This is a genomic window from Paenibacillus sp. FSL H8-0261, from assembly GCF_045040645.1.
Taxonomy (GTDB): domain Bacteria; phylum Bacillota; class Bacilli; order Paenibacillales; family Paenibacillaceae; genus Paenibacillus_AQ.
Genome location: NZ_CP150297.1, coordinates 2,598,687 through 2,613,219, shown reverse-complemented (window position 1 = coordinate 2,613,219; position 14,533 = coordinate 2,598,687). Strand labels below are relative to the sequence as shown.

The window sequence follows — 14,533 nt, the reverse complement described above, 5'->3', positions numbered from 1 at the left end:
GCAATGCCCAGTCGTTTGCAGAATCATCGGAGCCCTTTTCCAATCAAATTGGCAGAAACTGGCTCCTTCCCGATTTCCCTTGCCCAAACAGACAACTGTCCGACATGATGAATTTCATGAGCGATCACATGGCGCATCACTTCACCCCAAGTATCTGTCACGATCCGGCCATCCGCTAGGTGATCCTCAAAAATATTCCGCTCCAAACCCGCATGCCAAGAAAGTACAAAGGGCTCTACATCGGGCCGGAATTTCGCATCTAGTTCTCTTACCTGCTGCAAAGACTTGTAATGTTCGAAATCCTCCTGAAAATCCGGTCTACCTTGCAACACTTGAATCCAGCTCCACTCCACATCAACAATATGAAACAGAGTCTTCAATATGCTGCCTACACCACCAGTACGTGCCCCAAGTAGCTCTTCTTCAGAAATACTCTCACACCACTCGTACCATTGTTCACGAACTATCCAGTTATATTGAAAGAATGTTTGCAGATCAAGACCTCCTTTTAATGGGAACTTAGATGTTTCCGGTACCCTTCCACCTTCTCATCTCTATACCCTAACGATTCATAAAAAATATGCGCTTCCTTACGCTTCTCTCCAGAGACTAAAATGATATAAAAGCAATCTCTCTCGTGAGCCATTTCTTCAATGGCAAGCATTAGTTTTTTACCCACACCTTGACGACGGGCCCGCGATGAAACTACTACATTCTCAATTACCATAAACGGTTTGCAATCTCCTACCAGGTCATGACAGACAATCCCCATCAAAGACCCCATCAACTCCCCGTCCACAAAAGCGCCCAACAATATGTACCGACGATCTGCCTTAATTACTTTAAATACTTCTTCTAGTTTATTAAGATCCGATGGTTGATCCATCAGCTCCTGATATAAATCACCAAGTTCATGGAGAGACTCCAATTCTATTTCTTTAATAACGACCATAAATGTTCAACCTGCTTTCTTTAATTTAAGAATCTTTCTCCACATGCTCCACTATTTACGAACCTTCAGTTCAAATTCATCCTTCTGCCCATCCCACTCTACAACAACCTTAATAATCGAGTCCTCGTGTTCAAACGCCCCGCTTCCACCTCTTTCGGACTTCAGCTCACTTTTTCTTACTCCCTCGACATCTTCTAAGGTTTTACTTCCTCCACCTGATGTTCCCTTGAAGCTATATTTAAATGAATTAATCTTATCAAGATCCGTTTGCTCACCTTTATATTTAAGCTCAAATGTAGATTGCTGCGAGGTTTCATAATCTGGTCTCTCACCCTTTTTATCGATGAACTTCTCTGTTGCCTTTTGAACATATTCAGCCGACCATACTTTTCCTTCTCCTGTAAATGTGTAATTGTGTTTATAGGTAGTTGTATTGCAGGCAGCAAGAAGAACTATGATTATTCCAGACAGCATCAGTGCGGATAGCCTCTTAATCATTATAGATCCCTCCCGATTCTGATAAAAAGCGAATAGTAACTGTTGTCCCCTTACCTTTAGAGCTATTATAATAAATTTCCCCACCATATTTTTCTACAATATTAAAGCATATCATTAACCCTAAACCGGTTCCATTACTTTTTAATGAATAAAAAGGCGTGCCCAGCGACTTAACCTCAGCCTCGGACATCCCACTTCCTTCATCGGTGATCATGATCTCGATAAAATTATTATTTCTATTTGCTATGACTGAGACGGATTTCCCTACATCCGAGGCTTCTAGCGCATTTTTTATAATATTAATGAGTAACTGCTTAAACTCAATTTTATTAATGGAAATAAAACAATCTTCCTCTACCTTTATATCGATTTGGTTATCAGATAGCATGGCATAGGAATGAAGCAGACCCGTAACACTTTGAAGGACATCCTTCACATCTACTTTCTCTAGTCTTTGATCTCCATTTGGTTTGGATAGGGTTAGAAATTGAGAGATAATCTGTTCTACTGTGTTTAATTCATCAATCATTAAGTTGAACTTACTTTTTTTAGAATCATCAAATGAATCGTCCTCTTTGAACAATTGCAAAAAACCTCTAACCACGGTTATAGGATTTCGTATTTCATGTGCAACAGCAGCAGTTAATTGTCCTACCATCTTTAACCGCTCGGATTGCTGTAATTGTTCATAATACAGTTGCTGCTTTTTCATCCGTTTAAATGATAGATGGAAAATGAAAAATAATAATGCTTGAACAGCTATTATATTTATAATGTTGCCTATAATGTCATGATGTAAGTAACTATATAATGCACCTTTATCAATGAAGATGACATAACTAAAAGTAATTACCATCAATATTCCATTTATAATAAAGGAAAAGTAGAACAATTTTAAATCGAAAAATAGTATAGAAAGTGCAGGAATAAGGCAAATCAAAATATAGGTGGTCCAAGTTTGAGGATATAAAAAGAAAAGCGTATAGAAGTAAGCAAATCCAAAAAGAATGATGATCTTTCTAAAGGTATATGTCTCATACTTAGGATAGATCCATAAACTAATGGATAGAATTATCACGCACAAAAAATGTACCATATATCCAAAATTAATCCCATTCAACTCTGTTGTAGACAGTATTAATCCAGATATCATAAGGGTAATGTTTAATATCATTACAATGTAATAGATTTTTCGATTCACCTGACTGTAAAACTCTTTCATGAATTCACCACTTCTATATTAATTTAACCCTTTTTTGGATACTACCCTCTCTAGAGGCAAAATTTAAGGACACCCACTTGGATGCCCTTTCTACATCTCATACATTATTGTAATTATATCAGCCACTTTACTAAAATGGGAATAAATACTTTTAGCCCTAATTATGATAAGCCTCTCAGTTATGTGTCAATCTATAAAAAAATAGACTGCTCTCTCACTAAGCAAAGCAGTCCATTTATAGTATCGCTTTTATTCCATATCCTTATCAATATCCTTAGGGATCCGGCGGGCTACATCCGTTGCAATAGCTGCATGGATCACTGCCAGACGCACTAACTCTACCACTTTTTCGTTAAAAATACTTGGGATTACGTATTGCTCATTAACCTCATCCGGATGAACGACTGAAGCAATCGCTTTTGCCGCGGCTAGCTTCATTTCAAGGTTCACTGTTTTTGCTCTGCAATCCAGTGCGCCACGGAAGATACCCGGAAAACACAGCACATTGTTGATCTGATTCGGATAGTCACTTCTACCTGTCGCTAACACGCGAACAAAAGGCTCGGCCAATTCTGGTTCAATCTCCGGTGTCGGATTAGCCATTGCAAACACAATGTTATCGCTGGCCATACTCTTGAGATGATCGACGGATAGAATCCCACCACGTGACACCCCAATAAAGACATCTGCTCCCTGCATAACCTCCGTCAGTCCACCTTCAATACCTTCCGGGTTAGTTGCATCAGCAAGCTTCCGCCATTCCTGATTATCATACTGAAGATCTTTTCTAAGAACACCTTCACGATCTACCGCGTAGATTTTGCGAGCTCCTGCCGCCAGAAGCATATTACAGATGGACACACCAGCCGCACCTATACCCACAACGACAATTCGAACATCTTCGATAGATTTATTTACTACTTTAAGCGCATTCAAAAGACCTGCCAAAACTACAACAGATGTACCGTGCTGATCATCATGAAATACCGGAATATCCAGCTCTTCGGCAAGCCGACGTTCAATCTCGAAACAGCGCGGAGAACTGATATCTTCTAAGTTGATTCCCCCAAATCCAGGAGATACTGCTTTAACGATATTAATGATTTCATCTGAATCTTTAGTATTTAAGCATAGTGGAAAAGCATCGATGTTCGCTAATTGCTTAAACAGCATAGCCTTACCTTCCATAACAGGCATAGCCGCTTCCGGTCCAATATCCCCTAGTCCAAGCACAGCCGTTCCGTCTGTAACGACGGCTACTGTATTCCGCTTCATCGTCAAAGAATAGGCTTTGTTCGGATCTTCGGCAATCGCCGTACACACTCGGGCAACTCCCGGGGTATACACCAGCGATAAATCCTCCCGATTTTTGATAGGCATTTTAGGTGTGATTTCAATTTTTCCGCCAAGATGAGCTAGAAAAGTTCGATCTGATACATTAATTACTTTGACTCCTGGCATCTTCGATAGTATAGACATCATTTCTCCATTCGAGGCATCTTGCACGTTTATTGTTATATCTCGAGTTGTTACATCCTTACCTGCACGAATCACGTCAATAGCAACGATATCTCCACCTGCAGTGGCAATTCCTGAAGCAACATCACCAAAAGAAGCAACCGATTTCCGAATTTCGAGCCTGACAATCATCGTTGTTGCAATAGCCATGAATTAGCCTCTCTTTCTTCAACCCTAAGATTTCAAATACACTATACTATACCATTTAAACAAACTTTCTTCCTATTGAATAGATCACCTTAGTATTTTTCTTAAGATAGTATTCCCTTCGGCACCCGGACCAAATACATCAGGGATTGTAGCGACGGGCACAAAGCCGTTTTTACCGTAAAAAGCAATCACATCATAATCTTCTGCATAGGTCAGCATAAGTAAACAGTAAGCTCCCCTGCTCTTAACAACTTCTTCTACATGCTGTAGTAAAATACCTCCTATTCCTTTTCTGCGATGATCTTTACATACTCCAATATCTAGGACTTCGGCTCTTGCTCCAAGCGCGGGAATGCCAATCGGTGCCTCCTCATGCAGAACGGCAACAATACCAAAAGCATCGTCTTGTTCATTCTCATGATAGGCATAAAACAACGCCCCCCGCTGAAAATGTGATTGTATGCGGCGTCTCAGCCACTGCTCATGGTTAGGATTGTTTCTATCCAGATGGATATGTTCAACCTCAGCTAAGAGTTCCAAATACGGTTCGATCTCATGTTCACGAATTAACTTTATAATAGACATTTCAACAATTCTCCCTTAAAAACAAGTTGTATACCAGCAGTCTGAACTTAACACGTCCACTGTACAAATAACATGTAGAGTTCGATTATAATGTTACAATACACAACCAAAGAGTCCTACACTACGTCTAACTTGCGTTATATCATAGACAATGACGAGTTGACTGATCAGAATAAATATTATATACATGTCTTACCTATAACGTAGTTGAAGGAGCTTACACTTAATGACAGAATCATTTCAAGCATTAGTTGTCGACAAAACAGAATCATCGTTCTCCGTCGCTGTTAAGCCGGTTACCTTAGAAGAACTACCCGCAGGAGAAGTTGTAATTAAGGTTGCATACTCCAGTGTGAATTATAAAGACGGATTAGCCAGTATCCCTAACGGAAAAATTGTAAGATCATACCCTTTTATTCCAGGCATCGACTTATCCGGTACTGTGATTTCTTCTACAGACGAGCGGTTTCATGAAGGACAGCAAGTTATCGCTACAGGGTATGGTATGGGTGTATCTCACTTTGGAGGATATAGCGAATATACACGAATTCCTGCCGCTTGGATCACCCCACTGCCGGAAGGACTTACACTAAGAGAAGCCATGATCTATGGTACAGCTGGACTAACTGCAGCCTTGTCCATTCAAGCTCTGGAAGACAATGACTTAGCACCAGACAAAGGCAAAGTACTCGTAACGGGAGCGACCGGTGGTGTGGGTGGATCGGCTATCGCTATGCTTAGCACAAAAGGCTATAGCGTAGTGGCCAGCACTGGTAATACAGAAGCTAACGAATATTTGAAAACTCTTGGCGCGGAAGAAGTCATTTCACGCGAAGAGGTTACGGGCGGATCTAGCAAAACATTAGAGAAGCAACTATGGCAAGGTGCTGTAGATTCCGTTGGCGGAAACTCACTTGCGTCGATTTTGAGTAAAATCTCCTACAGAGGTTCTGTTGCTGCAAGCGGCCTGACCGGTGGCACTTCTGTTCCAACTACCGTCCTTCCCTTTATTCTTCGGGGGGTTAACCTGCTCGGTATTGATTCCGTAGAGTGTCCTGCTGAGCTACGCGAAAAGGTGTGGACACGGATGGCGACTGATTTGAAGCCTGCACAGCTTGAGAACCTTGTAGATCGTGAAGTAACCTTGAATGAACTGCCACAAGCATTGGAAGATATTCTGCAAGGAAACACACGAGGCAGAGTGCTTGTCCGTTTATCTTAAGCCCTAACAAGAAAACCTCCCGGGAGATTTAATCTCAGGAGGTTTTTTGTTGTTACTCTTGATTATTTGAATATTGATAATTCGGCTGTTGTTGTACATAAGGCTGTTGGCGATAGTGCTGTTCATAGCCTTGAGTGTAGTATCCTTGCATTGGGTAAGGCTGATAATTAAATGCTTGCGTCGCTGGAGGCATTTGTGAAGATATAGGAATGGGCTGAGCTTGCATATGAGCATATGGCTGCATGTTTGGATGCATGTTTGGATGCATGTTAGGTTGCATATTTGGTTTCATATTTGCATGCATATTCATATTAGGAGCCATATTCGGGGCCATATTATTGACTCCCTTTACTTTATCTTCTTCACAGCAGTCGGCAGGTGGGCCGATAAAGGTGCCAGGTTTAATAGGAGCTAACGCTTCCTTTACCAATGCTTCATTCAAACAGTAAGTATGGGCCAATACATTTGCCGGAGTTTTGCTCAAAATATCCGAACCTAAGATAACCTCAGGAATAGGTGCGTCAAAAATGGCAAGCAGATGTGTATTATCGACAGTAGCTACTTCATAATGCCACCAGCCTTGCGGCACATTCGCCACTTGACCTGGACATATTGGGAAATGAAGAAGTTCATTTGTAAACGGATTGAGTATAGACACTACTGCTGAACCGCAGATACAATAGACAAGCTCTGCCGCATTTTGATGATAATGAGGCTCCACCACATTCGATTTGCTAAGAAAAATATCAAGGAGTGAGGTATTCTCCAGTGTGTTCAACTGCTTAACCGACAGTAAATTAATGTAGTTGTTGGCATCCTTTTTAAAGAGAGTATTAGTGTTCACATCAAAAGTAAATTGTGTATTAGGGGACGTATAATCCATGTATGAAGTCACTGTTTATTCCTACCCTTCTGTTCCCGTAAATTTTTGATTTCCTAGAACAACATATGCGTTTGCCTATGCCTAGGTGCCGGAGATTCACTGACTCCAATAAAAATTCATCTTTCTCTGTCAATCGGGGCATCCTCTATAATGTTAAATTCTCACACTATACAGGAGGCAAAGTATGAAATCGATTCACATTAAAATAGTATTAGCGTTATGTATCTCTATCTTCACCATTATGGGGATGCAGCCTTTGAATCAACACTCCACGGTTGCAGCCGCTAACCACAAATCCTCTACTAAACAGACTCCATTAACCTTTGTTCTGATTCATGGGTCTTGGGCTACTGCAGGTTTTTGGGATGAAACAGCCTCTGAGCTTCGTAAGTTAGGGCACACCGTCTACACACCGGAATATGCAGGACATGGCGCGGATAAGAATAATAATGTAACACATGAGCAAATCACAAAGTCCGTTGTCGACTATATTAAACAAAAAGACTTGAAGGATTTTATTCTGCTCGGACATAGCTTTGGCGGATCAGTCATTCAAACAGTTTCCCAGCAAGTACCTGATCGGATCAAACGGATCGTGTTCTTTGATGCCTTCGCTCCGCTTGACGGACAAAGTGTGGCAGATCAATTTCCTGCTGAGTCACTTAAATCCTTTGAACAGCTAAGAGACGCTTCCGGTAATAACACCATCACGCTCCCTTTCCCGCTCTTCCGGGATACCTTCGTCAACACTGCCAGTCTTGCGCAAGCACAAGCCTTTTATAAACAAGCTCCGCCTGAACCAGCTACCCCACTGTTTGAAAAGCTGGATCTCAAGAAATTCTACAGTCTCCAAATCCCTAAAAGTTATCTTTATCTGACGGAAGATACGGCTATCCCACAAGGCCCATATGGATTTCACCCGACTCAATCCAGTCATTTGGGCGTTTTCCGCTTCATCGAGGGCAAAGGTGATCATATGACCACTGTCCGAACCGAGCCAAAAATGATGGCGGAATTAATGGTCAAGGCGGGTAGAGATTAGTCGCGTAATAGCGGAATAATGCATTCAGTCAGTAAAAAAGAGCAAGCGTACGGGAATGTTCCCTACTACGCTTGCTCTTTTTACAATTCTCCGCATGTCATTTAAGGATTCGGCTTCACTCCGGTAATCACCCAGCTATTATGATCTTTAACAAGTGAGATCGTCAGTAGCATGGATGGTTCCGGACCATTTGAGGTCGCGGAATCTATGCGCATTTCTATGACCTCTGAATTCGGGTTAATTACTGTTTCTTTAGTAACCTCGTACTTTGTGATCCATGGGCTGGATACACCAGTTACCCAGTTCAGTTCAACAAACTGCGGATACATAACCTTTTTGAGTTCTTTGGAAAAGATCGAATATTGAATTGACGCATTCCGGTGCTGCAAACCGATCCCGTATAGCTCAGCCGCTTGAAACGCAGAAGGCAATATGATTCGTTTAGACTCGGGAGCTGGCAAAGGCATGGCTGAGAGCAGCTTTCCATTAGACTGAATCACCGTTCCGTTATCAGGTGCACCTATTGCGATTCCTGGCAGAAGCAATACACCTGCGATCAGGGTAGCCGCCAATTTCTTTTTACTAATCAGAATCACCTCATAGAAAGCTTTTTCACCTCATGTGAATTGAATTCTAATTATTCCCCGTTATCGCTAACTTTTATGTAACCAAAATGCCAACAAAAAAAGCGACCGTGACAATAACGGAATCGCTTGTGAGAAATAGAAATCTATTATCGTTCTACCGATTGTTTAAGCCGTTGATCAGGCGTGAAAAAGAGTCGGTAGCTCAGTACACTTAGCAGTATACTTGTTATGGCCGCAGAGGCGGTGAATGAGAACACAATCAGAATCTGGTAGCGAACAGCGATTACCGGATCAGCGCCTGCTATAATCATACCCGTCATCATACCTGGAAGCTGGACAAGTCCTACTGTCTTCATTCCGTCGATGGTAGGGATCATGCTGAATTTCACAGATCTTTTTCTAACTTCATGGATCGCTTGTGGAACCGTTGCACCGAGTGACAGCAGGGTCTCGATTTCCCCTTTGCTCTGCTGTATTTCATGCTTGATATGATTAATGAATAAACCCGAGACAACCATAGCGCTACCAATGGTCATGCCACTAATGGGAATGATATATTGTGGGGTCGCCTCAATAATATGTAAGCCGAGCAGAATCCCCATCATAAGGAGCTCCATAGTAGCGATCGCAAGTCCAATTCTCCAGACTAATCCACGTAGACCTTTTCCTCTTTTCGCTGCATTCCATGCGGCTACACTTATCATGAAGATTATTATCAAAATAACATAGATCATCTGATCGGTTTTAAAAATAAATTGCAGTACATATCCGACCGCAAGCAATTGAATTGCCGACCTTATCGTGCCTACAATAATATCTTTTTCTAGTCCGAGCTTTTGCCATACCGAGACCAACATCGTCCCTAACACAAACAGAAGCGTGAAACTCAGTGCAGTATAACTCATAAGAATGACGCTCCTTCTAACGGTCGAATAAATCTTTTTGCCAAGTCTTCCGCAGATTCAGCAAAAAAAGATTCACTCAAGTGTTGTTCCAGCTTACCATTCCCCATAAACCATGTAGTAGTGCTTATTCGGCTAGCCTGCTTAAGGTCATGGGTCACCCAAATCATTGAAGTCCCTTCTTCTTTATGCCACTGTTCTAGTAGATCCTCTACCCTTTGAGTGCTGTCAATGTCTAGTGATGCAGTGATTTCATCGAGCAGTAGAACATTAGGTCGCAGCAGTAATGACCGAATCAGGGATATCCGCTGCTTTTCACCGCCAGAGCAATCTGCTGCTTTTTTACTCAAATCCAATTGTTCCAGCCCTAGTTGTTCCAATAGCCGCTGCACTAATTTATGGTCATATGGTCTGTCATGCAGCTTGCTGACGGTTCTTAGGTTATCCTCCACACTGCCAGGCAACATAACCGCTTGTTGAGCCACAAACCCGATTTTCATTCTCCACAGCCTTGAATCCATATTTTTGAATGAAGTGCCCTTGATAAGCATATTCCCTTCATCTGGAGCATCCAGCAGAGCCATTATCCTAAGTAGTGTGCTTTTACCTTGACCCGAGGCACCGATCAGAGCGATTCGGTCCGATTCAGATATTTCAGCGGAGATGTCAGAGAATAGATATTTCAAAGCTTGTTCGCTGCTTTTCCAGTTCAATTTTGCAAGTCTTTGAATTTCAAAAATACTGCTCAATGCTTTACCTCCTATTGCCAATCGAAAAAATATCATACCATTTCGTATTATAGCATTTTAGCTAGATAAAAAAAGAGAAAGCCATCTCTCCCATGAGACATGCCTTTCCCATATATTAATTAATTTATTGATTAAACCGAGCTGTAACGAACACCGCAGGTGAATTCCAGTAGATCGTTACCTCATTCGTAGAATAACTAAGTTCATGATCGACAAAGCACTGAGCGGCTGGTTTTCCTTGTAAATGTTCTACTACATATTCATCATGAAGCCCACGATCTGGCCCCCCAGATACAAGACCCGGCACAGGATCAACCACATGGTCACCAACAGATGGACGATGATGCGGATACATCACTGAATGATCGCCAAATCCAGTAACATAACTGATATCCAGTACGTTGCGACCCATCAGATAGTGCAAATGATCTAGCGCACAGTCCGCAAAGCTCGAATCGCCACTAAAATATTCAGCCACAACTAGCAGCATAGCATTGTTCATTACAAGCATATTGCTCCCCCAAATATAGTCATCCTCTTTCAAAGAGATCCTATAGCCATCCTCGCGACTCTGTTCAGATAAACGTCCAGCTTCAGCTAGAAGTCCTTCTCTTAAGGAAGCATACAAAGCACGGTCTGCTAGATCTTCACCATTTAATAGATATGCAAGTGTGCCGTAGCCCCCCATATCTGCCCAGCCTAGACTGTATTTTGAAAAAGACAACTGCACCAGTTGCAGAACAGCTTGATGGTATTCTTCTTTCCCCGTCGTACGATAGAGCTCCGCAGCTGCCCAATACCGCTCATCCTTGTCGTTCCCATCTCCATATTCACCGGTGCTAATTTCTGGCGGATTTATAAACCCTGGCGCATCTGGATGTTGAACAAGCCATTCCCAAGCTAGTGTTGCGGCATCCAGACATTTCTTCGCATAGGCTGAGTCAAAGGGCTCATATATCCGCGCTGCCATGGCCATGACTCCAGCCAAATCTCCAGTGGCGGTTGCTGACACCGGTGAGAAATATAGATCGGCTGTATCAGCCTCTGGCATCACATCCAAATCTGGAAAGCTCAGCGTAGTCAGTTTATGATACACTCCACCTGTTCTATAGTCTTGCATTTTGAATAACCAATCCAGCTCCACTTTGCATTCCAGCAGAACATCTGGAGTCATCCCCCCACTTTCAGGAATCGGGATAGCGCTTACAAAAGCAGATGGATATAACTCATAGGCTAGTAATAGATCAGCGATGGCCTTGGCTCCGGGTCCGCTGTATTTACCATAATCACCTGCATCATGCCAGCCTCCAGAACAATCTAGACGACGCTCCGTTTCACCATATACAATTCCCTCTGCTGTATGGCATGCCTTATGCTTCCAAACTCCAGCATACTCTTCAGTCAACTCAACCCCGCAACGATAATAATAAAAGGCCTTCAGCAAGCCCTGTTGAAGCTCATGATAAGGTTTATCTGAGATTATAAATGATGCCGAAGCTATCCCCTCACCTTGCTCAATCCGGTATCTGCCCACTGCATGAACCTCAGAAAAGTCACCTGTATGTACAGTTACTCCGCTTGCTTCATCAAATCTGGGAGCACCTGTCTGCCCTTCGAATACAACATTTCCATGATTAACATCAACAACCTGAAAGTCATGTCCAGCACCAGTAAACACTGCAATCTTTTCTCCACCCACCGGATATCCGATTTGATTTACAGTAATGGTTCGGAGTCTACGCTCACTCATCTTCATTCTCCTTCATATCAATTTGATGAAGCCAATGATTACAAGTCTCTCTTTCAAGTTGAGAATACTCTATTCTAGTTGTACGTGGCAATGATAACTACAATAAAAAAACCTAGAGTTAACCAGAAACGGTAACTCTAGGTGATATAATCAGATTATTTGTCTCCAAGCAGCTTAATAAAGTTAGCTGGAAGTGTGAATTGCTGATTGTGAATCACTATACGGCGAAGCTCCTCAAAGGAACTAAGATCATCATCTTCATCGTCGTCTTTGATTTCCTTAATGTCCCGATGCAGTCGCTCCATTTGCAGATCAAGTGCATGAGCGGCATCCGCTGCATTTTTCAATTCACGCGTCATACTCTCTGGTACTGACTTATTATATTTATAGAAAATTTTATGTTCGAGACTTGCCCAGAAATCCATAGCAATGGTACGAATTTGTACCTCAACGCACACTAACTCCTGACGATCTGACATAAATACAGGTACCTGAATCAGCAAATGCAAACTTTGATAGCCGTTAGGCTTGGGATTCTTAATATAATCCTTCACTTCAAGAACCGTTAAGTCGTCCTGCTTCTGAAGCATTTCACTAACATGATAAATATCTGAGATAAAAGAACAGGTAATTCGTAGACCTGCAATATCTTTAATACAATTTCTCACAGAATCTAGAGATAATTCTCCATTTTTGCGGAGCATTTTGTTCATAATACTCTCGGGAGACTTGATTCTCGATTTGGTATGTTCTATAGGACTGTAATCGTGAAGAGACTGAAACTCCTGTTTGAGGATCTCAATCTTCGTCTCCATCTCATCAAGTGCAAATTTATAAATCAACATAAATCGGGTGATCTCGTGCTTAAGCTTCTTAAATTGTTCGATTTGATTCTCGGGGGTCATTATCCATTTCTCCTCTTGTAGCTTTTCTCTATATTTATCATAGCCAATCCACTAGTGAAATTCAAATTCAGCGAGCGAAAGTGAGGTTATTCAAAGTTAATTTGATTCAAATCCCATATTTCAAATGGGGTATTAGACAAGGGTTTAGTATAACAAGCCATTCGTACTTTAAAAGGCTTATCATTAATTTCAACCATTACATCGCGAAAATAATCAGGTCTTGGTGCTACTTCAGGAGTTGTAGAAAGGACCTTTATGTTCAAAGGATGCTTCATTAGGCTTATTTCTTTCACTGCATCAGCATCGGAATTATAATTTACTTGATTTATGGTTTGGAGTCCCTGTAGTTCCGCATTTAACTGACGTTCAAAATTCCATTTGGAATGCCCAACTTCTATAGTGATCCATCCAATAATAGCTACGATTACAACTAAACATAAAATGAATAGTACATTCTTTTTTACGTTCATTCGCACACCTCCTTGAACTACACCCATATTCTACCACATCTAATGATTAGCAGAAAAAGAGCTCCCTCTCGGCAGCCCTTTCATCTGTTACAGTAACTGTTCTTTAGTTAAGCTGTTTCCACTTTTGCTCCAACGTTTGAGGGACATAGCTTTCTAATTTTTTTAATAGTTCCAAGGGTTCTTGATCTATATTTAACAAGCTAAGATGCGAAGCGTTAGAAAACCCCTCGTTAATGCTGTGTTGAATTAGATTCATCAGAGGATCAAAATAATTCCTGATATTTAAAACCCCTACCGGTTTCTTATGTATACCGATTTGTGACCAGCACAAAACCTCAAACAGCTCTTCATACGTTCCAAAACCGCCGGGTAAAGCAATAAACCCATCCGCCAATTCTCCCATTTTTGCTTTACGTCCATGCATATCGTCCACTTCTATCAGCTGCGTTAATTCTCTATGTACCATCTCTCCATTAAACAATCCCCTAGGCATAACTCCGATCACCTCACCTCCACCGTTCAAAACAGCATTGGCGACTTCACCCATTAATCCAATTTTTGACCCCCCGTAAATTAAGCGATAATCGTTCATAGCCATGTAGTTTCCAAGTTCAACAGCTTTGACTTTATATTCCTCATGCACCCCTAAATTCGATCCTGCAAAAACACAAATTGATTTCAAATCCTCATCCCCAAACTATATATTGATAATATCCGACATCTAATATACTATATGTTGGAGAATAAATCATATAAAAGATTAAGGAGAGCTACATAATATGGAGATCAATGAAGTGCAGAAATGGATTAAAAGTTATTATGGACAAAGAGGCTGGACCGATTATGGTCCTTTTATACGGGTTGGATTTCTTATGGAAGAGACAGGTGAGGTTGCACGGGCAGTACGATCCTATGAAATCGGAAGAGATCGGCCAGATGAATCTACCCCTCCACCAGAGCAACTGAAACACGACTTGATTGAGGAAATTGGTGATGTGCTAGGCAATATAGCCTTGTTAGCCGATTTGTATGGTATCACTTTAGAAGAGGCATTTACTGCACATAAGGAAAAATTAGTTAAACGCTTTAATTCCTAAG

Annotated in this window: 17 protein-coding genes and 1 pseudogene; 4 read left to right on the top strand and 14 right to left on the bottom strand. The window is 41.6% G+C overall.

Going from position 1 to position 14,533, the window contains the following annotated elements; genetic code table 11:
• Nucleotides 1-23: 23 nt before the first annotated feature.
• The 6 genes from MHI27_RS11280 to MHI27_RS11255 all read right to left on the bottom strand — a co-directional run bounded on the left by MHI27_RS11280 (nucleotide 24) and on the right by MHI27_RS11255 (nucleotide 4,925).
• On the bottom strand, nucleotides 24-494 hold the full coding sequence (locus tag MHI27_RS11280; RefSeq protein ID WP_339248527.1) for a DinB family protein: 471 nt from the start codon (nucleotides 492-494) through the stop codon (nucleotides 24-26).
• 14 nt (nucleotides 495-508) lie between these two features.
• Nucleotides 509-952 (bottom strand): GNAT family N-acetyltransferase, encoded by a 444-nt coding sequence (locus MHI27_RS11275; protein WP_042187171.1) that lies wholly within the window; start codon nucleotides 950-952, stop codon nucleotides 509-511.
• Between the two features lie 51 nt (nucleotides 953-1,003).
• Nucleotides 1,004-1,450: a hypothetical protein gene (locus MHI27_RS11270; RefSeq protein ID WP_405176261.1), complete on the bottom strand. Its 447-nt coding sequence runs from the start codon at nucleotides 1,448-1,450 to the stop codon at nucleotides 1,004-1,006.
• Nucleotides 1,443-2,672, bottom strand: coding sequence for an ATP-binding protein (locus MHI27_RS11265; RefSeq protein WP_405176260.1), 1,230 nt, complete (start codon nucleotides 2,670-2,672; stop codon nucleotides 1,443-1,445). Before MHI27_RS11265 ends, MHI27_RS11270 begins: the two co-directional genes overlap by 8 nt.
• A gap of 249 nt (nucleotides 2,673-2,921) precedes the next feature.
• Complete coding sequence (locus MHI27_RS11260) at nucleotides 2,922-4,340, bottom strand: NAD-dependent malic enzyme (RefSeq protein WP_076298432.1); 1,419 nt, start codon at nucleotides 4,338-4,340, stop codon at nucleotides 2,922-2,924.
• Between the two features lie 84 nt (nucleotides 4,341-4,424).
• Nucleotides 4,425-4,925 (bottom strand): GNAT family N-acetyltransferase, encoded by a 501-nt coding sequence (locus MHI27_RS11255; RefSeq protein ID WP_076283019.1) that lies wholly within the window; start codon nucleotides 4,923-4,925, stop codon nucleotides 4,425-4,427.
• 226 nt (nucleotides 4,926-5,151) lie between these two features.
• Here MHI27_RS11255 and MHI27_RS11250 point away from each other — a divergent pair, with 226 nt between their 5' ends.
• Nucleotides 5,152-6,147 carry an acryloyl-CoA reductase gene (locus MHI27_RS11250; protein WP_405176259.1) on the top strand — a complete coding sequence of 332 codons (996 nt, stop codon included), beginning with the start codon at nucleotides 5,152-5,154 and terminating at the stop codon, nucleotides 6,145-6,147.
• A 52-nt stretch (nucleotides 6,148-6,199) separates the two neighbouring features.
• Here the strand turns inward: MHI27_RS11250 and MHI27_RS11245 are convergent, their stop codons facing one another.
• A complete protein-coding gene (locus MHI27_RS11245) occupies nucleotides 6,200-7,030 on the bottom strand; it encodes a cupin domain-containing protein (RefSeq protein WP_405176258.1) in 831 nt (276 codons plus the stop codon).
• A 184-nt stretch (nucleotides 7,031-7,214) separates the two neighbouring features.
• Between MHI27_RS11245 and MHI27_RS11240 the strand changes: the two genes are divergently transcribed.
• Nucleotides 7,215-8,072 (top strand): alpha/beta hydrolase, encoded by an 858-nt coding sequence (locus tag MHI27_RS11240; RefSeq protein ID WP_405176257.1) that lies wholly within the window; start codon nucleotides 7,215-7,217, stop codon nucleotides 8,070-8,072.
• Between the two features lie 101 nt (nucleotides 8,073-8,173).
• Here MHI27_RS11240 and MHI27_RS11235 read toward each other — a convergent pair whose 3' ends face one another.
• Complete coding sequence (locus tag MHI27_RS11235; RefSeq protein WP_405176256.1) at nucleotides 8,174-8,668, bottom strand: hypothetical protein; 495 nt, start codon at nucleotides 8,666-8,668, stop codon at nucleotides 8,174-8,176.
• An 82-nt stretch (nucleotides 8,669-8,750) separates the two neighbouring features.
• Here MHI27_RS11235 and MHI27_RS11230 point away from each other — a divergent pair.
• A pseudogene (locus tag MHI27_RS11230) lies at nucleotides 8,751-8,798 on the top strand (excalibur calcium-binding domain-containing protein); the annotation flags it as partial.
• A 7-nt stretch (nucleotides 8,799-8,805) separates the two neighbouring features.
• Here MHI27_RS11230 and MHI27_RS11225 read toward each other — a convergent pair.
• The 6 genes from MHI27_RS11225 to MHI27_RS11200 form a co-directional block, all read right to left on the bottom strand.
• Nucleotides 8,806-9,564, bottom strand: a complete 759-nt coding sequence (locus MHI27_RS11225; protein WP_042187159.1) for an ABC transporter permease — start codon at nucleotides 9,562-9,564, stop codon at nucleotides 8,806-8,808.
• A complete protein-coding gene (locus tag MHI27_RS11220) occupies nucleotides 9,561-10,310 on the bottom strand; it encodes an ATP-binding cassette domain-containing protein (RefSeq protein ID WP_405176255.1) in 750 nt (249 codons plus the stop codon). Before MHI27_RS11220 ends, MHI27_RS11225 begins: the two co-directional genes overlap by 4 nt.
• A gap of 124 nt (nucleotides 10,311-10,434) precedes the next feature.
• The gene (locus tag MHI27_RS11215; protein WP_405176254.1) at nucleotides 10,435-12,060 is read right to left on the bottom strand and encodes a glycoside hydrolase family 9 protein; all 1,626 of its coding nucleotides are present in this window, start codon (nucleotides 12,058-12,060) and stop codon (nucleotides 10,435-10,437) included.
• Nucleotides 12,061-12,215: 155 nt separating this feature from the next.
• A complete protein-coding gene (locus MHI27_RS11210; RefSeq protein WP_042187155.1) occupies nucleotides 12,216-12,965 on the bottom strand; it encodes a GTP pyrophosphokinase family protein in 750 nt (249 codons plus the stop codon).
• Nucleotides 12,966-13,051: 86 nt separating this feature from the next.
• Nucleotides 13,052-13,435, bottom strand: a complete 384-nt coding sequence (locus MHI27_RS11205) for a hypothetical protein (protein WP_339802728.1) — start codon at nucleotides 13,433-13,435, stop codon at nucleotides 13,052-13,054.
• Nucleotides 13,436-13,538: 103 nt separating this feature from the next.
• The gene (locus MHI27_RS11200; RefSeq protein ID WP_339247212.1) at nucleotides 13,539-14,117 is read right to left on the bottom strand and encodes a TIGR00730 family Rossman fold protein; all 579 of its coding nucleotides are present in this window, start codon (nucleotides 14,115-14,117) and stop codon (nucleotides 13,539-13,541) included.
• A gap of 97 nt (nucleotides 14,118-14,214) precedes the next feature.
• On the opposite strand from MHI27_RS11200, the gene MHI27_RS11195 reads away from it, so the two are divergent.
• Nucleotides 14,215-14,532 carry a MazG nucleotide pyrophosphohydrolase domain-containing protein gene (locus MHI27_RS11195; protein WP_094870124.1) on the top strand — a complete coding sequence of 106 codons (318 nt, stop codon included), beginning with the start codon at nucleotides 14,215-14,217 and terminating at the stop codon, nucleotides 14,530-14,532.
• Nucleotide 14,533: the final 1 nt, after the last annotated feature.